The sequence below is a fragment of the Marinomonas fungiae genome (assembly GCF_001418205.1).
GTDB lineage: Bacteria > Pseudomonadota > Gammaproteobacteria > Pseudomonadales > Marinomonadaceae > Marinomonas > Marinomonas fungiae.
Genome location: NZ_LIQF01000006.1, coordinates 137,378 through 154,830, shown reverse-complemented (window position 1 = coordinate 154,830; position 17,453 = coordinate 137,378). Strand labels below are relative to the sequence as shown.

Genomic DNA, 17,453 nt, shown 5'->3' with positions numbered 1-17,453 from the left:
TAAGCCTGCTGGATTGTAATTTTAACGGATAAACGACGCCCCATGTCGCTGTCAGGTAAACGGGGCGATTTGTCTGTATTAATATAAGCGCGACATTATAAGTGGCCGTGCATATCGTGCAAGCTTCGGACTTGCTTTTCCGCATTTTGCCCCCACAATCCGCATCATCGAATAGAACACATCACAAATAGCGCCATCGAGTTGCTATTTTTAGGAGAGAACATGTCTGTAAACCCACAGCTACTTTCACAATTGGCGGCGTTGGTCGACCTTAATACCAACCAACCTTATGGTGATGTTTGGCAAGTACAAGAGAACGCTTCTGGCCTGTCTGTGATCGCAACTCTTGCGTATCCGGCGCAAACTGAACGTGATGCGCTGCAAACGCGCGTTGAAGAACTGCTGGGGCAGCCAGTGACCTTGGTACTTCAGCAGGATATAAAAGCTGCTTCTACGCAAGGTGCGGCGTCCAGTCTTAAGGGTGTGAAAAACATCATTGCCGTGGCATCGGGTAAAGGCGGTGTGGGTAAATCCACTACCACGGTTAACTTGGCCTTAGCAATGGCGCGTGAAGGCGCGAAAGTGGGTATCCTAGATGCAGACATCTACGGTCCAAGCCAAGGTCTATTGTTAGGTTTCGCTGGTGACACACGTCCTGGCGTGCGTGGTGAGCAGTTCTTTGTGCCGCCTATTGCCCATTGTATTCAAGTAATGTCGATGGCCTTCCTAACCACTAAAGAGACGCCAATGGCGTGGCGTGGGCCGATGGCGACTGGCGCACTGATGCAAATTCTGACACAAACCGAATGGCAAGATCTGGATTATCTATTTATCGATATGCCGCCAGGTACTGGTGATATTCAGCTAACACTTTCTCAGAAAGTACCTGTCTCAGGCTCGGTCGTAGTGACAACGCCGCAAGATATTGCTTTGTTGGATGCACGTCGTGGTATTGAGATGTTTAACAAGGTGAATATTCCGGTATTAGGCGTGGTGGAAAACATGTCGACTCACATTTGTTCAAACTGTGGTCATGCTGAGGCGATCTTCGGTGAAGAAGGCGGTAAAGCGTTGGCGGCTGAGTATGGCGTTGAAGAGTTGGGCAAATTGCCTCTAAGTCTCAACATTCGTAAGCAGGCGGATGCGGGTAAACCAACGGTACTTAGTGAGCCGGATTCCGATGTGACGGCAATTTATCAGTCGATTGCCCGTAAGGTTGGTGCTACTCTTGCGTCCCGTTCTGAACAGTTCTCAATGCCGGTTATCGGCATGAGCGATGATTGAGGTAAACCATGCGACTGTGTGACCGTGACATTATCCAAGCTCTAGACGATGGTGTCATTGCTATTGAACCACGCCCTGATAACGCCGTTATCAGTGGCGTGTCTTGTGATTTGCGCCTTGGCAACTCGTTTCGAGTATTCCAAGGGCATCCCGCGCCATACCTAGATTTAAGTGGCCCAAAGGCAGACTTAAATGCGGCGATTGAGTCGGTCATGAGTGAAGAGATCGTTGTCGAGCAAGACAAGCCGTTCTTTATTCATCCTGGGGAGTTAGTGCTTGGGATAACGCTGGAGTCGGTCACACTGCCTGATAATCTTGTTGGTTGGCTAGATGGACGTTCTTCATTAGCTCGACTAGGCTTGATGGTGCACGTAACTGCGCACCGTATCGATCCAGGTTGGAGTGGTGCGATCGTGCTGGAGTTTTTAAATGGTGGTAAGTTACCGATTGCACTGCGTCCGGGGATGACGATTGGTGCGATCAACTTTGAAACCATGTCAGGTTCTGCCGATCGTCCATACAATAAACGTGATAATGCGAAATACCGTGGTCAGCATTCTGCAATCGGTAGCCGTATTAGTGGTGATCAGTAGGAATTAGCAGGTCGTTTTTTGTTCTAAATTGCCTAAAATTACTCAAAACCAAGTCGGATGTCGTAAATGTGCAGCTTAAAGGCGTTATTCGACATCTGTTTTTGCGGTTTGAGGTCTACCTTCTCGGGTGCAATTCATAGAATAAAAACCACAACAGTTAAGGAGTACTTCTATGTCTCAACCGTCTAACCGTGGCGTCGTATACAAGGGCCCAGGCAAAGTCGCAGTAGAGTCTATCCCTTTCCCAGAGCTAGCACTTGGTGATCGTAAATGTAATCACGGTGTTATCCTGAAAGTTCTTACAACTAACATTTGTGGTAGTGACCAACACATGGTTCGTGGTCGTACTACTGCACCTGAAGGTCTGGTTCTTGGTCACGAAATCACTGGTATCATCCTTGAAAAAGGTGACGATGTAGAATTCCTAGAAGTAGGTGACATCGTATCTGTACCATTTAACATTGCTTGTGGTCGTTGCCGTAACTGTAAAGCTGGCATGACTGGTATCTGTCTAAACGTAAACCCAGCACGTCCAGGTGCAGCATACGGTTACGTAGACATGGGTGGCTGGGTAGGTGGTCAATCTGACTACGTAATGGTGCCATACGCTGACTTCAACCTATTGAAGTTCCCAGATAAAGGTCAAGCGAAAGAAAAGATTGCTGACCTTACTCTGCTATCTGACATCTTCCCGACTGGCTTCCACGGCTGTGTTACTGCAGGCGTAGGCCCAGGTTCAACTGTATACATCGCAGGTGCAGGCCCAGTAGGTCTAGCTGCAGCGGTTTCTGCTCAGCTTCTAGGTGCAGCTTGTGTCATCGTTGGTGATATGATCGAAGACCGTCTAGCACAAGCTCGTAGCTTTGGTTGTGAAACTATCGACCTACGTGAAGAAGGCGATATGGAAGACAAGCTAGAAGTTATTCTAGGTGAGCGTGAAGTTGACGCATTCGTTGACTGTGTAGGCTTCGAAGCTCATGGTTGTGGCTGTAACGCAGGTAAAGAAGCGCCAGCGACAGTTCTTAACTCTGCAATGACAATTACACGTGCGGGTGGCCAAATTGGTATCCCAGGTCTATACGTAACTGACGATCCAGGTGCGCAAGACGAAGCTGCTAAAGTAGGCGCACTAAGCATGCGTTTCGGCTTGGGTTGGGCGAAATCTCACTCATTCCACACTGGTCAGTGTCCAGTTATGAAATACCACCGTGCTCTAATGCAAGCGATCCTTTTCGACAAAGTTAAGATTGCTGATGCAGTAAACGTTCAAATGATCTCTCTAGATCAAGCTCCTCAAGGTTACGCTGACTTTGACGGCGGCGCAGCGAAGAAATTCGTAATGGACCCACATGGTGAATTCGTAGCGTAATTAACGCTTCGTATTAGCGGTTACAAAATGCCACGCTTTGCGTGGCATTTTTGTTTGTACTTACGGCAAAAAATGTATTAAAAATCTTATATCTAGAGATTGAAACTTCTTGTAAAACCCTCATTTTATTAGGCGCTGATTAATAATCATTGAAGGAATGTAAGATGACTGATGTGGTGACTGGTTTTAATGCAACGTACAGTGAAGATGACTTAACCTTAGAGCAAATAACTGCGCTCGAGGGGGATGTGGTGCTTGAATTTGGTACCTCTTGGTGTGGCTATTGTAAGCGAGCGCAACCGCTGATTGAAGAAGTGATGGATGATTTTACTGATGTGGGCCATGTGAAAATATTTGATGGTCAAGGCAAGCCTGTCGGACGTCATTTCCAAGTGAAACTTTGGCCAACCTTGATCCTATTACATAATGGTGAAGAAGTTGGTCGCGTGGTACGACCTGATTCGGCGGATGAGCTGAGACGGTTACTCGATTTATAAATCCGATAGGAAGGTGGGGAACTGGATGAAACAGTATAAATTAACAGTCATTGGCATCGTCTGTGCCTCGCTGCTCTATTTAATTTCTGTCCTATTCAATTTAGAAATATTTGAAGCGCTGATTGTCTTACTGGATGAACTCGAACATTTAGAAATTGATGAAATCATCCTGCCCGGATTCGTATTGGCCAGTTTTGTTATCGCGGATGTATTACGCCGAAATAAAGTTAATCGTGTCAGCCAAGAGAAGCTCAAAATATACCGCGCCATGGTGCAATCGACACACCATGTTTTAAACAACTTTCTAAACCAAATGCTGATTGTCAAAATGAAAGCTGAAAGCACCCCAGGATTTGATCCCAAAGTGTTAAAAATCTACGATCAGATCGCTGATGAAGCACAGCAACAAATTCATGCGCTGAGTAATATTTCTGATGTCAGCGAAGCGTCCATTCATGAGTCAGTACGACCGAAATAGTGTGCGCTATTGCACCGACGCTATAACGTAATAGGTTATTTATGCAGTACCAAGGGATCAAGGTAAACGTTATTACAGGCTTTCTAGGTTCAGGTAAAACCACCTTGATTAAGCAGTTATTGACTCAGATACCAGCGGGGGAGTCTTGGGCGGTATTGGTCAATGAGTTTGGTGAAGTCGGCATTGATGGCGAGCTAATTCACGATGGTGCCGTGGCGATTAAACAAGTTCCTGGGGGATGTTTGTGTTGTGTCTCTTCTGCTGCGTTTAGCGTTGGCTTAAACGACCTCATTAAAATCGCTAAGCCTGATCGCATTATCATTGAGCCGACAGGAATTGGTCATCCCCAGCAAATCGTTGATCAGTTAAACGCTGAGCATTACCGTAATGTATTGGATGTACGTGCAACGATATGTTTAATGGATGTGCGTAACTTGTCGGACCCTCGCTATCTTGGCCATCCTGCGTTCTTTGATCAGATTGATGATGCGGAGGTGTTAATCGGCAGCAAAGCAGATTTATATGACACCGATCTGGAACAGCGTTTTGTAGAATTTGCCAAACAGTTTGATCCAACCAAAGCGGTCATTGCTTTCAGTGCTCAGGGCGAGTTTGATCTGACATGGCTTGATGTGGCACGAACGCAGCATGATGCTCACCACGACCACGACCACGACCACGACCACGACCACGACCACGACCACGACCACGACCACGACCACGACCATGTGTACACGAGTCAGCCGACAAAGGGAGTGGTGTGTTATCAAAAACGAGATCAGGGAATGGCCAGTGTTGGTTGGATTGCCGATGGCTCATGGCAGATCTCTCGTGAGCGTTTCGAACAGTTTTTGACGGTATTAAAGCAACAATCCTCTTTTTGGCGCTTCAAAGGTATTTTGCAAGTGGATGAGTATTTTGAAGAGGTCAATATGACGGTCACTGAGCTGCATCGAAGCCCAAGCGATAATGCAGTAAGTTCAAGATTTGAAAGTATTTTTTCAGATAGTTCGGACTTTGAAAGCACGTTAGCCACCATCAATACATCATTGTTTTAGTCCTTCTATCGTTTCTCTAAATCTCAAAACGCGCCATTCTTGAAATCAAGTTGGCTCGTTTTTGTTATCTAACTTGCGTCGATATGTTATTGAGGGAAAAGCGCGCTTCGACAAAGCTTAATGCATGTCTTGGAAGACGTTTTTAAACCGAGCGTCCCTTATAAAAATAATGTCGAGGTGAGTGTTATGCCTGATTATAAAGCGCCCTTACGTGATTTGAAGTTTATTACCGATGAAGTGTTAGGGGTTCATCAGCATTATGCGTCTTTGTCTGGTGCGGAAGAAGCTACCCCCGATATGGTGGAAGCCATCCTTGAAGAAGGTGCTAAGTTTGCCGAGCGAGTGCTTGCACCATTGAACCAAATTGGTGATCAGCAAGGCTGTCGTTTTGATAATGGTGTGGTCACGACACCAGAAGGCTTTAAAGAAGCTTATCAACAGTATGTGGAAAGTGGCTGGCCTTCGTTGTCTCATGTCGTCGAAATGGGTGGGCAAGGCCTGCCAGAATCTCTCGGTATGATGGTGACGGAGTTGATTGCCACTGCGAACTGGGCGTGGAGCATGTACCCTGGTTTAAGCCACGGGGCGATGAATACCCTTGAACTGCATGGTACGGACGAACAAAAGCAGGCCTATTTAACCAAATTAGTCAGTGGTGAGTGGACTGGCACCATGTGTCTGACAGAGCCTCATTGCGGTACTGACCTTGGTATGCTGAAAACCAAAGCAACGCCGAATGAAGATGGCAGTTACACCATTTCCGGTACCAAAATTTTCATCTCTGCCGGTGAGCATGATATGGCAGAGAATATTGTTCATATCGTTCTTGCGCGTCTTCCTGATGCACCAGCGGGGACCAAAGGCATCTCATTATTTATTGTGCCCAAATTCAATGTTACTGATACCGGGGAAGTGGGAGACCGCAATGCGGTTCATTGTGGCTCCATTGAGCACAAGATGGGGATTCACGGTAACGCGACTTGTGTGATGAATTTTGATGGCGCGAAAGGCTTCTTAATCGGCCCGCCAAACAAAGGCCTGAACTGCATGTTTACCTTTATGAATACCGCTCGCCTTGGGACGGCGTTACAAGGGTTAGCGCATTCAGAGTGGGCTTATCAAAACTCATTGGCTTATGCCAAGGATCGCTTACAAATGCGAGCTTTGTCAGGTCCGAAAGCGCCTGATAAAGCAGCCGATCCGATTATTGTTCACCCCGATGTGCGCCGTATGCTGTTGACGCAAAAAGCCTTTGCCGAAGGCGGTCGAGCGATGATTCATTACTGTTCAATGCTGGTGGATACGGTCAAAGCGGGCTCTGAAGACGATAAAGCCCAAGCTGAGACGTTATTATCATTGCTCACTCCAATTGCCAAAGCGTTCTTAACGGAAACAGGTTTTGAAGCGGCTAACCAAGGCTTACAGGTGTTTGGTGGTCATGGCTACATTGCCGATTGGGGGATGGAACAAAATGTGCGAGATAGTCGTATCTCTATGCTCTATGAGGGCACTACCGGCATCCAAGCGCTGGATCTTTTAGGGCGAAAAGTGTTAATGACACAAGGTGAAACCTTAAAAGCTTTTACTAAGATCATTCACAAATTCTGTCAGGCCAATGAAAACGACAAAGCCCTTAAACACCTTATCAAGCCATTGGCCGCGTTAAACAAAGAATGGGGAGAGTTGACGCTTAAAGTTGGTATGAAGGCGATGAAAGACCGCGAAGAAGTGGGCGCCGCGTCGGTGGATTACTGTATGTATTCTGGTTACATCACCTTAGCTTATTTCTGGGCTCGCATGGCTCAGGTGGCACAGCAGAAACTGCTCGAAGGTAGCGATGAAGAAGCGTTTTACAAAGCTAAATTGCAGACCGCTACCTTTTACTTTGAGCGCATTTTACCACGCACCAAAGCCCATGCAGAGATGATGTTGGCCGGTGCTGGGAGCTTGATGGCGATGGAAGAAGAGCAATTCTTCTTACGTTAAGACAAATAGAACAACAGCTATAATGATGAGGATAAAAAAATGAGTAAAGCACAAGAGATTTTCGATACTATGATTAATCGCTTTGATAGCTCTGCAGCGGCCAACATGGAGGCCATCTTTCAATTTGAGCTGGATGATGCTGAGCCTTACGTTGTTACCATCGCGGATGGCGTCGCTGTGGCAGAGCAGGGTGAGCATGATGATGCAACGGTAACTCTTGGGATGGATACTGACACCTTGTCTGAGGTGATGTCGGGAGAATTAGACGGTATGCAGGCGTTTATGCAAGGAAAGATTCGCGCCGATGGTGATATTATGCTGGCGACAAAGTTGACGCAAATCTTCCCTGCGTAATGAACTTTGCCAGTTATATGGCATCACATGATTAGACAATTTTTATCTCTCCATATAACGACAATAACGGAGACTTTTATATGTTGAACAACAATGTAGCGGAACCCCTTGATCATGAGCCGGGCAGTTACATTCCGGAGCAACTTAACCCCAAAGGGTTTGAGTCGGTCATCGATGTATTAGATGAGGCTTGCCGTAAGTTTGCTGATCTACCGGCTTTTACCAGCGTAGGACGCACCATTACGTACGCGGAATTGAAACAGAAAGCGGATGCATTTACAGCCTACCTACAACGCTATACGGACTTAAAACCTGGGGATCGTATAGCGGTTCAGTTGCCCAACGTCGTGCAATTCCCCGTTGTGGTATTTGGTGCAATGCAAGCGGGTTTAGTGGTGGTAAATACCAACCCCTTGTACACCCCTCATGAATTAGAGCATCAGTTTAATGATGCCGGTGTAAAAGCCGTGGTGGTGTTTGCCAATATGGCAGCCAACGTAGAAAAGATTCTGCCTACTACAACGATCAAGCATGTTATTGTCACCGAGATCGCAGACTTTCATCCGCCACTAAAACGTTTACTTATTAACTCGGTAGTGAAATACATCAAAAAGATGGTCCCCGAGTATCATTTGCCCCAAGCTGTGACGTTAAATGAAGCCCTTGCGCAAGGTGCTCAGCACGCACCAAAGATTGCCACATTAAAGCGCACTGACCTGGCGGTATTGCAATATACCGGTGGTACAACAGGAGTCGCTAAAGGCGCTATGCTGACTCATGCAAATCTGATTTCGAATATGCATCAATTAAAACATCGCTTGGACCACCTGTTAAAAGATGGTCAAGAGATCTTTATTGCACCGCTGCCTTTGTATCATATCTATGCCTTTTTGATTCACGCCATGACATTGGTGGAGTACGGCGCCCATTCCATTTTGATCCCTAACCCAAGAGATCTGCCAAACTTCGTAAAAGAGTTGAAGAAATGGCGCTTTACTGGCTTTATCGGCTTGAATACCTTGTTTTCAGGGCTTTGTAATCGCGATGATTTTAAACACGTCGACTTCTCATCACTCAAACTGACGGCATCAGGTGGTATGCCATTGACGCACGCAGCAGCAGATCGTTGGCTAGAGGTCACAGGATGCAACGTGTCGGAAGGCTATGGTTTGACCGAAACATCACCTGTGGTGGCGTTTAACCCGATTGGTAAAGAGCAAATTGGCACCATAGGATTGGTGGTGGATTGTACGGACGTTAAAATTATCGATGACGATGGTCAAACCGTGTCATTGGGAGAGCCAGGCATGTTATGCGTCAAGGGACCACAAGTGATGCGTGGCTATTGGCAGCGTGAGCAAGCGACTCGGGATGTGATGACGCCAGACGGTTATTTAATCACGGGTGATATTGCCACCCAACAAGCGGATGGCTACTTGAGCATTGTTGATCGAGCCAAAGATTTGATTATTGTCTCAGGCTTTAATGTCTATCCGACGGAAGTAGAAGATGTCATCACCCAACATCCTGACGTATTAGAAGCAGCAGCGATTGGTGTAGACGATGACAAAACTGGTGAAGCGGTTAAGGTCTTTCTCGTGCTTAAATCGGGCTCGACGCTAGATGAAAAATCCATGCATGACTTCTGTAAACAGAATCTAGCTGCTTATAAAGTGCCCAAAAAATACGAGGTACGTGAAGAGTTACCGAAGACGAATGTGGGCAAAGTTCTGCGTCGTGCATTACGAGAACCCCAACATTAATCAAGCTAAGGTGTGGTTCTCTAACGGAGGGGGCTTATAGACCTAGTTTACTGAGAAGTTTTGAACTAGTCTCATCATTTGCTCGTTAAGCATTGCGGAGGACAACATGGCGGAGAACATCAGCGACAAGGTAGAACAAGGCGTTCAGATCCTTTCGTTAAACCGTCCGGAAAAGAAAAATGCCATCACTGTGGATATGTATCAGATTCTCAGTGATGCATTGCACCGCGCAGAACTAGATGAGTCGATCAAGGTGACCATCATCACTGGTGTGGGGCCTGATTTTTCCGCTGGTAATGACATTAAAGACTTTTTGGAAATTGCCCATGCGCCAGAAAAAATGGCCTCCATCATGTCTTTCTTGCAGGCACTGACAAGCTACAAGAAACCAATCATTGGTTGCGTCGAAGGCTGGGCGGTTGGAGTCGGGGCCACAATGATGTTGCATTGCGATATGGTGTTTAGCGCTCGAAATACGCAATTTGTATTTCCATTTGCTCAATTAGGCTTGGTGCCAGAAGCGGCTTCAAGCTTTCTTTTGCCTCGGATCGTTGGGCATCAAAAAGCATTTGAAATGTTGATGTTTGGCGAGCCTGTCAACGCAGAGACTGCCTATCAATTGGGAATGGTAAATCATCTTTGTGAACCGGGTGAGTCTTTATGTTTGGCGCTGAAGTATGCTGAAAGACTGTCTCAGTTACCCACGGAAGCGGTGCTGCTGTCCAAAGAATTGCTCAAATGCCGCACCATTGACGACATTCAAATGGCGCTTATGCGCGAGGGGCGAATTTTTAAAGAGCGACTTGTCTCTCAAGAAGCTCAAGTTCAGTTTCGCCGCTTTATCGACAAACAATTGTAATCTTGGGAATCTAGACTAGACTTTTATTGTTATGAAGTCCTACTCCTTATTCCGCCTTGGTTTCATCACCTTATTTACGCCCTAACTATTTAGGGCGTTTTTGTATCTAGAACAGGTAGTTAAAATTTTCTCTGGTACAAAATGTCACTAAACAGAGTGTTTTTTGTTATTGAGGAAACAGGCCAGCTCTCTAAGCTTAAAGAACAAAATCTAATACCCGTACCGAGGGCGTGAATACGCTCTGATGCTATAAAAATAAAGGTGGAGGCGATTATGAAGTTCGAAGGAAATACGCTTCGAGTGATATCAAACGAAGCAGGGATAGCAACCCTGACACTGGATCTCAAAGACAGTTCGGTTAATAAATTTGGCGCACAAGCGCTAAGCGAATTGTCGGATGTTATCAGTGAATTAGCCCAAGACGGCAGTATTAAAGGCCTGTTAATTACAAGTGCCAAAGAAGCATTTGTGGTCGGGGCGGATATCACCGAGTTTATGACTTGGTTCCAGCTTGACGACGATGCGCTGGCGCAAAAGCTTCAAGAAGCGCACGATATTTTTAATGGGATTGCGAATCTTCCTTTTCCTACCGTTGCTGCCATCAATGGCCTTGCGCTAGGTGGCGGCTTTGAAATTTGCCTTGCCTGTGATTATCGTGTGATGGCGGACTCTGCCAAAGTGGGTTTACCAGAAACCCAACTGGGCATTTATCCCGGATGGGGCGGCACCGTGCGCTTGCCGCGATTGATCGGTGTCGATAATGCCTGTGAATGGATTTGCGGTGGCCAACAAAAACGCAGTGCCGAGGCTATGAAAGATGGCGCAGTGGATGCTGTAGTCGCTGCGGGGGCAGTGGTGGATTCGGCAACACATTTGCTTGAACAAGTGCTGGCAGGCAAATTGGATTATCAATCTCGTCGTGCGTCGTTACGTGCGCCGATGCAGTTTTCTCCGATTGAAAAAATGATGATCTTTGAATCGGTACGCGCGGTCGTTGGCGCCAAAGCGGGTAAGCATTACCCAGCGCCGATGGAAGCCATTAAAACCATTGAAAAAGGCATTTTCCAGCCGATCGATAAAGCCATTGCCACTGAAATAAAAGGCTTTGTGAAGATGGCGAAGTCTCCCGTCGCTCGCTCTTTAGTTGGCTTGTTTTTAAATGACCAGCAGGTGAAGAAAGCTGCTTCTCGCTACAGTAAAGACGCTTCAACGATTCGCCATGCAGCCGTATTAGGTGCGGGTATTATGGGCGGTGGCATTGCCTATCAATCGGCGTCAAAAGGCACACCGATCGTTATGAAAGATATCCGCCAAGAGGCGCTAGATCTTGGTATGAATGAGGCGGGTAAGTTGTTTGGCAAGCAAGTTGAACGCGGCAAACTCACCACCGATAAAGCGATGCAAGGCTTGGGCAAGATTACCCCTGTACTCAGCTACGGTGAGGTCGCCAACGTGGATATCGTTGTCGAAGCTGTCGTTGAAAATCCTAAAATTAAACAATCAGTGTTGGCAGAAATAGAGGGGCAATTACGTGATGACGCAATCTTGACGTCAAACACGTCGACCATCTCTATTACGCATCTGGCCAGTGAACTTAAACGCCCCGAAAACTTCTGTGGTATGCACTTCTTTAACCCAGTACACAGAATGCCATTAGTCGAAGTAATTCGAGGTGCGAAAACCTCGGAAGCGACCATTGCAAAAACCGTAGCCTATGCTCAGGCGCTTGGCAAAACCCCGATAGTCGTCAATGACTGCCCAGGCTTCTTGGTAAACCGAGTATTATTTCCGTACTTCTCTGGCTTCTCTGCTTTGCTTAAAGACGGTGCGGATTATCAGGCCGTCGACAAAGTCATGGAGCGCTTTGGTTGGCCAATGGGGCCTGCATATTTGCTAGATGTTGTTGGAATTGATACAGCGTTCCACGCCGATCAGGTGATGGCGCAGGGCTTCCCCGATCGTATGGGGCACGAGGGTAAAAATGCCATCGACTTGTTCTTTGAATCGAAGCGTTTTGGGCAGAAATCGGGTAGTGGTTTTTATCTTTATGAAGAAGACAAGAAAGGCAAACCGAAAAAGCTGAAAAGTGAAGAGTCTGTACAACTACTCAATACTTTGCATGGGGCTACTAAGGACATTTCCGAGGAAGAAATCATTGCTCGAATGATGATCCCGCTGTGCATTGAAACGGCTCGTTGTTTAGAAGAAAACATTGTTGCCTCGGCGGCGGAAGCTGATATGGGGCTAGTCTATGGTATCGGCTTTCCTCCGTATCTAGGCGGCGCTCTACACTATATGGATGAAATGGGGCTGGCAGCATTCTGTGAGTTAGCTGATCAGTACAAACACCTAGGTAAGTTGTATGAGCCGACAGTTACGATGCGTGAGATGGCAGCACAACAACGTCGTTACCACCCATATTAATCCCATAGGAAGAGAGGAGTTTCATTATGAATTTCAATGCAAATGATGCCGTTATTGTGGATGCTGTTCGCTCTCCGATGGGGAAATCAAAAAATGGCGCATTCCGTAATGTGCGCTCGGAAAATTTATCTGCGAATTTGGTGAAAGCGTTATTAGTGCGCAATCCATCGGTCGATCCTGCCGCCGTTGAAGATCTAATCTGGGGCTGTGTAAACCAAACCTTAGAACAAGGCTTTAATATGGCACGAGCAGTGGCCCTGTTGGCCGGTATGCCAGTGACGACCGCCGCCCAGACTGTGAACCGCTTATGTGGCTCGTCAATGTCAGCGATTCATACGGCAGCGCAAGCGATCATGGTCGGGCAGGGGGATATCTTTGTGGTAGGGGGCGTAGAGCATATGGGACATGTGCCCATGATGCATGGTGTGGATGTCAATCCAGAGCTGTCTAAGCATATGGCAAAAGCCTCCATGATGATGGGGGTGACCGCAGAAATGCTGGGTAAGATGCATGGTATTTCTCGCGAGTCACAAGATGAGTTTGCCCTCAGGTCCCATCAAAAAGCCCACGAGGCGACGATTAATGGTCGTTTTGCTAACGAGCTGATTCCAATGGAAGGGCATGACAGTTTGGGCAACAAAATCTTATTAGAAGTGGATGAGGTGATTCGCCCTGATACTTCCTTAGAAGGGTTAGCAAGCTTGCCGACTGTGTTTATGCCAAAAGGTGGCACGGTTACTGCTGGGTCGTCTTCTGCGCTATCAGATGGCGCTTCGGCGTTGTTAATGATGTCAGCCGCTAAGGCCCAAGAGCTTGGTTTGACGCCCATCGCTCGAGTAAAAAGTATGGCGGTGGCGGGATGTGATCCGGCGATTATGGGGTATGGTCCCGTCCCTGCAACGAAAAAGGCGCTGAAACGTGCAGGCTTGTCTATAGAGGATATGGGTTTAGTCGAAGTGAATGAAGCCTTTGCAGCGCAGTCACTTCCAGTGTTAAAAGATCTAAAGTTACTTGACCAAATGGACGATAAGGTTAACTTAAACGGTGGCGCTATTGCTTTGGGCCACCCATTGGGTTGCTCTGGCGCAAGGATTTCGACTACGTTACTGAATCAAATGCTTGCGAAAGACGTACAATTTGGCTTGGCAACCATGTGTATTGGCATGGGGCAAGGCATCGCAACCATCTTTGAGCGGGTTTAAGTTTGGGGTGGTTATAATATGATCGACTAAGGTCAGGGGGACGCCCCTGACTTGCTTAAAAAGGATTTACTCGTAAATGAAAACCATTATGGTGTTTTGCTGTATTGGATTAATGGCTTTAAGTAGTCATGTGTCAGCACTCACACTTGTAAGTGAAGATAAGGAAATCTCGCTTACCACGGCGCAGCTTGTCGAGCAGGCCAACTATACTCACGAAATGTACGGCCCTTTCCGGCGACAAACCACTCTTTTTGAAGGCTTTATCCTCACTGATTTTCTAAAACAGCAACTTGGCGTCAATGCGACGTCAGTGCGTTTTATTGCCTTTGATGGCTACGACTTAACACTGAATAATGTAGATCAACGTAAGCTCATGTTGGTGGTAAAAGAGAATGGCGAAGTGCTCACGGTTCGTAACCATGGGCCTTTGCGTTTGATTGAGACAGATTTAGGTGGCCACGACCCTAAAAATATTTCATTGTTTGACGATTGGGTCTGGATGATTAAGCGAATCGAGGTTGTGGATGAATAGGCCATCTCGAACCTTGAGTTATATTGGCCTGCTGTTATTGTCGATCGTCGTAGTTTTTACTTTGGTGCTGTTGAATACAGTGCGTTTCGATGACTCACTGCGTGCCATCTTTAATCGTGATCACGGTCTATACGATCAGGCTTTTTCTGAGCGCTCCCAAAGCTATCTCATAAATGCATTACCTCTGCTGAAGGAGATGGAAGCACGCCCAAGTGATATGGAGGCATTACGGGAAGAGACATTAACCCAGCTGGATTTGGCATATGCCTACTTAAATATAGGGCGCTATATTGAACGTTATGAATGTGTGCCAGTGAGCCTTGATAGCATACTGAGTATTCGTAACCACATTGAGCAGGGGCACATACAGCCTTTTATGTACGATGCTTGGGCAGGTATTCTTGAATGTTACAGCTTGGTAAATCGTAACCAAAATGAACTCAAAGCCAATCTCATTGAGCGTGCCTTGGTTGCCTCAAGCAATAATCAATACTGGATGAATATAGGTGTTGTGGCTGTTTATGGTCTCGGCATCATGCTTTGGTTACTGTTAGAGCGGCAGCATCGTCGCGGTCATAAAAGTGAAGAAGAAAAGTTGGCTTGGCAAAACCGTGCAATGACAGACCATTTGACCGCAACCTATAGCCGCATGGCTTTGCATGAAAGTTTAGAAAACCTTATTAAGGATTGGCCTCATCATCATAATGATTCCATCGGTTTGGTATTTTACGATTTAGACCACTTCAAGCAGTTTAACGATAGCTTTGGTCATGTGGCGGGCGACAAGGCGTTGCGTGACGTAACGGCAGCGATAAACGAATTATTACCGAGCTGTGCTGAGCATTTTCGTTTTGGGGGGGAGGAATTTTTTATCATCCACCGTGGGCAAAGTCATGCGCAGGTCGTTGAGTTAGCGGATCGTATGTTGCAGGCTGTGCGTGACCTCAATATTCGGCACCCGAAAAGCTCAGCGGGAATTCTAACAACCAGTGTCGGTGTTTACATGCTTGAGCAGCGCGAATATTCCGTCGATGAACTTATCAAAAAAGTTGACGAATTGCTTTATGTGGCCAAAAAGCACGGGCGTAATCGAGTTGTGGACGAATTCGCAGGAGAAGAAGACGCCTAGCTAATTTGAAATTTCAGTTTAAGCGCTTCTTGATTCGCTTTATGCTGCTGTTTGATTTCCGCTAATACGGCTTTTGCGTTCTCTTTCGCCTGCAGCGTTTGCTCAGTGTTGGCTGCGAGTTTTAAATTCTCTTCATATTCATCCAGTATTTGATCAAACTTATCTTGAAAATTTTCTTCAAGTCGGTTTTGAGCCGTATAGTAGTCTTCAAATGTTTGGGAAATATGGCTCTTGAATGCAACGTGTTTTACATCTTCTGAGATAGTGCTGAAGTTACCATGAGAACGGTATGCCGCTTTTAAAACAACGTTTTTGGCCGAACGGTCTTCATCAGAAAACTGAGCATTGTAAGTCAGTGTGTTGGATGTGCTTGTATTGTTCTCTTCAGCATTAGCCGAAGGCTGTATCAAAGAGAGAACCAGTAGAGAAGACAGAGAGCCTAGGCGCTTTTTACGAATCATGATTTTCATTGAGTCACCTATTCCTATTCGAGACAGTGTTTCTAGAGTAATAGAGCTTAGTAGAATTAGGCAATGCCAAATTTGAGCTTTACAAAGTCTTAAGAATTCCTTTTTAAGATTTCAAGACAGAGTACATTTCCTTCCTTAAATTAAGCTTGTTCAGTGTGCTAACTTGAATACATTACCAATCGATGAGGGAGTAGATATCGTGCCATACCCAATTTCAGGTAGCTGCCAATGTGGCGGTGTCACTTATCAATTATTGGCGGCGCCAAAAATGGTTGTAGCCTGTCACTGTAAAGAGTGTCAAAAGCTGTCAACCAGTGCTTTCAGTATTACTGCAATGGTTGATGCCAGCGATTTGGTGATTCAAGGAGAATTAAAAGATTGGTCTCGAGTGGCAGAAAGTGGTAACACGGCCGCTGCGAAGTTTTGCCCAACCTGTGGCAATCGAATTTATCACTATGATCCAGCAAAGCCCGAGGCGATTAAGCTTAAGCCATCCAATTTAAGTGACACCAGTATTATTCAGCCAACCGCTCACGCTTGGGTAAGCGAAAAGCAGGGCTGGTATCAGATTCCAGACGGCGTAAAGGTGTTCGATAAACAGCCTTAATATCCTTTTGCGGCGCTTCTGCATCAGGAAGCGCTGTATTCAGAGGAAGCGTTAGGCGGCCTCGTGCTCATCTAGGTCTTGGCGTTTTTCAACTTTGTGTTGATCTTCATTCAAACCATGTTTCCAGTAGCTGGATACATAAATATTGCCTTTTTCCAAGTCATCGCGCTCTTTGAAGTAGGCGCGCAGTGTACGCATTGAGCTGAATTCACAGGCGGCCCAGATCGCGACCTTGCCGTCTAGCCAAGGTAGTGCTTTCACTTGCTCAAGCAGTGATTGGCTGTCTTCTCCAGGATGAGCATTGATGATCCAACGCAGTTCAATCCCTCCAGGCTTTGCTAATGGTTGAATGTCAGCTTCACTTTGTACTTCCAAAATGGCATAGCCACGTGCTTGGTCTGGTAACTGAGCCAAGTTAACGCTAATCGCCGGCAAAGATGTCATGTCGCCCACAAAAATCATCCAATCTGCGTCTTCAGAAATCAGTTTTTTAGGCCCCGGTCCGCCTACTAAGATCTCATCACCTGGTTGTGAATGCAGTGCCCAGTGGCAAGCCACACCAGAATCACCATGAATGGCAAAATCGATATCCAATTCATCAGCGCGTTGCTGGCGGATGGTGTAAGTTCGCATTAAGCGGCTGCCATCTAAAGTAGGGAACATCAGTTTGACGTAGCCGCTTTCTTGGTCTTTAGGGAAGTCTGCCATGGCATCGCCTCCTAACGTTACTCGCAGCATATTGTTAGTAACGTACTCTTTGCGCAGTACTTTTAGTGGTCGTGGTGTTGGTTTCACCATATCTTCCCCTTCAATTTTATTATTGAGAATGGATATCAATTTATATTAGG

General features: G+C 46.4%; 17 protein-coding genes. 15 read left to right on the top strand and 2 right to left on the bottom strand.

What is annotated here, in order from left to right; genetic code table 11:
- Positions 1-222: 222 nt before the first annotated feature.
- The 14 genes from apbC (at position 223) to ASC49_RS10810 (ending at position 15,528) form a co-directional block, all read left to right on the top strand.
- On the top strand, positions 223-1,284 hold the full coding sequence (apbC, locus tag ASC49_RS10875) for an iron-sulfur cluster carrier protein ApbC (protein WP_055463265.1): 1,062 nt from the start codon (positions 223-225) through the stop codon (positions 1,282-1,284).
- 8 nt (positions 1,285-1,292) lie between these two features.
- Complete coding sequence (gene dcd, locus ASC49_RS10870) at positions 1,293-1,877, top strand: dCTP deaminase (protein ID WP_055463264.1); 585 nt, start codon at positions 1,293-1,295, stop codon at positions 1,875-1,877.
- Positions 1,878-2,049: 172 nt separating this feature from the next.
- A complete protein-coding gene (gene fdhA, locus ASC49_RS10865; protein WP_055463263.1) occupies positions 2,050-3,246 on the top strand; it encodes a formaldehyde dehydrogenase, glutathione-independent in 1,197 nt (398 codons plus the stop codon).
- A 164-nt stretch (positions 3,247-3,410) separates the two neighbouring features.
- Positions 3,411-3,743, top strand: a complete 333-nt coding sequence (locus ASC49_RS10860) for a thioredoxin family protein (RefSeq protein WP_055463262.1) — start codon at positions 3,411-3,413, stop codon at positions 3,741-3,743.
- Between the two features lie 25 nt (positions 3,744-3,768).
- Entirely contained in the window at positions 3,769-4,221 is a 453-nt protein-coding gene (locus tag ASC49_RS10855) for a hypothetical protein (RefSeq protein ID WP_055463261.1), read from the top strand.
- Between the two features lie 41 nt (positions 4,222-4,262).
- On the top strand, positions 4,263-5,279 hold the full coding sequence (locus ASC49_RS10850) for a CobW family GTP-binding protein (protein WP_055463260.1): 1,017 nt from the start codon (positions 4,263-4,265) through the stop codon (positions 5,277-5,279).
- A gap of 186 nt (positions 5,280-5,465) precedes the next feature.
- Positions 5,466-7,265, top strand: coding sequence for an acyl-CoA dehydrogenase C-terminal domain-containing protein (locus ASC49_RS10845; RefSeq protein ID WP_055463259.1), 1,800 nt, complete (start codon positions 5,466-5,468; stop codon positions 7,263-7,265).
- A 39-nt stretch (positions 7,266-7,304) separates the two neighbouring features.
- Positions 7,305-7,619: an SCP2 sterol-binding domain-containing protein gene (locus ASC49_RS10840; protein WP_055463258.1), complete on the top strand. Its 315-nt coding sequence runs from the start codon at positions 7,305-7,307 to the stop codon at positions 7,617-7,619.
- Between the two features lie 80 nt (positions 7,620-7,699).
- Positions 7,700-9,382, top strand: coding sequence for an AMP-binding protein (locus ASC49_RS10835; protein ID WP_055463257.1), 1,683 nt, complete (start codon positions 7,700-7,702; stop codon positions 9,380-9,382).
- Positions 9,383-9,488: 106 nt separating this feature from the next.
- A complete protein-coding gene (locus tag ASC49_RS10830) occupies positions 9,489-10,241 on the top strand; it encodes an enoyl-CoA hydratase-related protein (protein WP_055463256.1) in 753 nt (250 codons plus the stop codon).
- Between the two features lie 273 nt (positions 10,242-10,514).
- Complete coding sequence (gene fadB, locus ASC49_RS10825) at positions 10,515-12,665, top strand: fatty acid oxidation complex subunit alpha FadB (protein WP_055463255.1); 2,151 nt, start codon at positions 10,515-10,517, stop codon at positions 12,663-12,665.
- A gap of 26 nt (positions 12,666-12,691) precedes the next feature.
- Entirely contained in the window at positions 12,692-13,867 is a 1,176-nt protein-coding gene (gene fadA, locus ASC49_RS10820) for an acetyl-CoA C-acyltransferase FadA (protein WP_055463254.1), read from the top strand.
- 76 nt (positions 13,868-13,943) lie between these two features.
- Positions 13,944-14,399 (top strand): hypothetical protein, encoded by a 456-nt coding sequence (locus ASC49_RS10815; RefSeq protein WP_055463253.1) that lies wholly within the window; start codon positions 13,944-13,946, stop codon positions 14,397-14,399.
- On the top strand, positions 14,392-15,528 hold the full coding sequence (locus ASC49_RS10810; RefSeq protein ID WP_055463252.1) for a GGDEF domain-containing protein: 1,137 nt from the start codon (positions 14,392-14,394) through the stop codon (positions 15,526-15,528). Before ASC49_RS10815 ends, ASC49_RS10810 begins: the two co-directional genes overlap by 8 nt.
- Here ASC49_RS10810 and ASC49_RS10805 read toward each other — a convergent pair.
- Positions 15,525-15,998: a hypothetical protein gene (locus ASC49_RS10805; RefSeq protein ID WP_055463251.1), complete on the bottom strand. Its 474-nt coding sequence runs from the start codon at positions 15,996-15,998 to the stop codon at positions 15,525-15,527. The genes ASC49_RS10810 and ASC49_RS10805 overlap by 4 nt on opposite strands.
- A gap of 199 nt (positions 15,999-16,197) precedes the next feature.
- Here ASC49_RS10805 and ASC49_RS10800 point away from each other — a divergent pair, with 199 nt between their 5' ends.
- Entirely contained in the window at positions 16,198-16,605 is a 408-nt protein-coding gene (locus tag ASC49_RS10800) for a GFA family protein (RefSeq protein ID WP_055463250.1), read from the top strand.
- A gap of 51 nt (positions 16,606-16,656) precedes the next feature.
- Here ASC49_RS10800 and ASC49_RS10795 read toward each other — a convergent pair whose 3' ends face one another.
- Positions 16,657-17,403 (bottom strand): siderophore-interacting protein, encoded by a 747-nt coding sequence (locus ASC49_RS10795; protein ID WP_055463249.1) that lies wholly within the window; start codon positions 17,401-17,403, stop codon positions 16,657-16,659.
- Positions 17,404-17,453: the final 50 nt, after the last annotated feature.

Excerpts from the sequence above, each read along its gene's own strand:
- ASC49_RS10830 (WP_055463256.1), top strand. The coding sequence starts at position 9,489 with ATGGCGGAGAACATCAGCGACAAGGTAGAACAAGGCGTTCAGATCCTT.
- ASC49_RS10855 (WP_055463261.1), top strand. The coding sequence starts at position 3,769 with ATGAAACAGTATAAATTAACAGTCATTGGCATCGTCTGTGCCTCGCTG.
- fdhA (WP_055463263.1), top strand. The coding sequence starts at position 2,050 with ATGTCTCAACCGTCTAACCGTGGCGTCGTATACAAGGGCCCAGGCAAA.
- apbC (WP_055463265.1), top strand. The coding sequence starts at position 223 with ATGTCTGTAAACCCACAGCTACTTTCACAATTGGCGGCGTTGGTCGAC.
- ASC49_RS10845 (WP_055463259.1), top strand. The coding sequence starts at position 5,466 with ATGCCTGATTATAAAGCGCCCTTACGTGATTTGAAGTTTATTACCGAT.
- ASC49_RS10835 (WP_055463257.1), top strand. The coding sequence starts at position 7,700 with ATGTTGAACAACAATGTAGCGGAACCCCTTGATCATGAGCCGGGCAGT.
- fadA (WP_055463254.1), top strand. The coding sequence starts at position 12,692 with ATGAATTTCAATGCAAATGATGCCGTTATTGTGGATGCTGTTCGCTCT.
- ASC49_RS10815 (WP_055463253.1), top strand. The coding sequence starts at position 13,944 with ATGAAAACCATTATGGTGTTTTGCTGTATTGGATTAATGGCTTTAAGT.
- ASC49_RS10810 (WP_055463252.1), top strand. The coding sequence starts at position 14,392 with ATGAATAGGCCATCTCGAACCTTGAGTTATATTGGCCTGCTGTTATTG.
- ASC49_RS10840 (WP_055463258.1), top strand. The coding sequence starts at position 7,305 with ATGAGTAAAGCACAAGAGATTTTCGATACTATGATTAATCGCTTTGAT.
- dcd (WP_055463264.1), top strand. The coding sequence starts at position 1,293 with ATGCGACTGTGTGACCGTGACATTATCCAAGCTCTAGACGATGGTGTC.
- ASC49_RS10805 (WP_055463251.1), bottom strand. The coding sequence starts at position 15,998 with ATGAAAATCATGATTCGTAAAAAGCGCCTAGGCTCTCTGTCTTCTCTA.
- ASC49_RS10850 (WP_055463260.1), top strand. The coding sequence starts at position 4,263 with ATGCAGTACCAAGGGATCAAGGTAAACGTTATTACAGGCTTTCTAGGT.
- ASC49_RS10860 (WP_055463262.1), top strand. The coding sequence starts at position 3,411 with ATGACTGATGTGGTGACTGGTTTTAATGCAACGTACAGTGAAGATGAC.
- ASC49_RS10795 (WP_055463249.1), bottom strand. The coding sequence starts at position 17,403 with ATGGTGAAACCAACACCACGACCACTAAAAGTACTGCGCAAAGAGTAC.
- fadB (WP_055463255.1), top strand. The coding sequence starts at position 10,515 with ATGAAGTTCGAAGGAAATACGCTTCGAGTGATATCAAACGAAGCAGGG.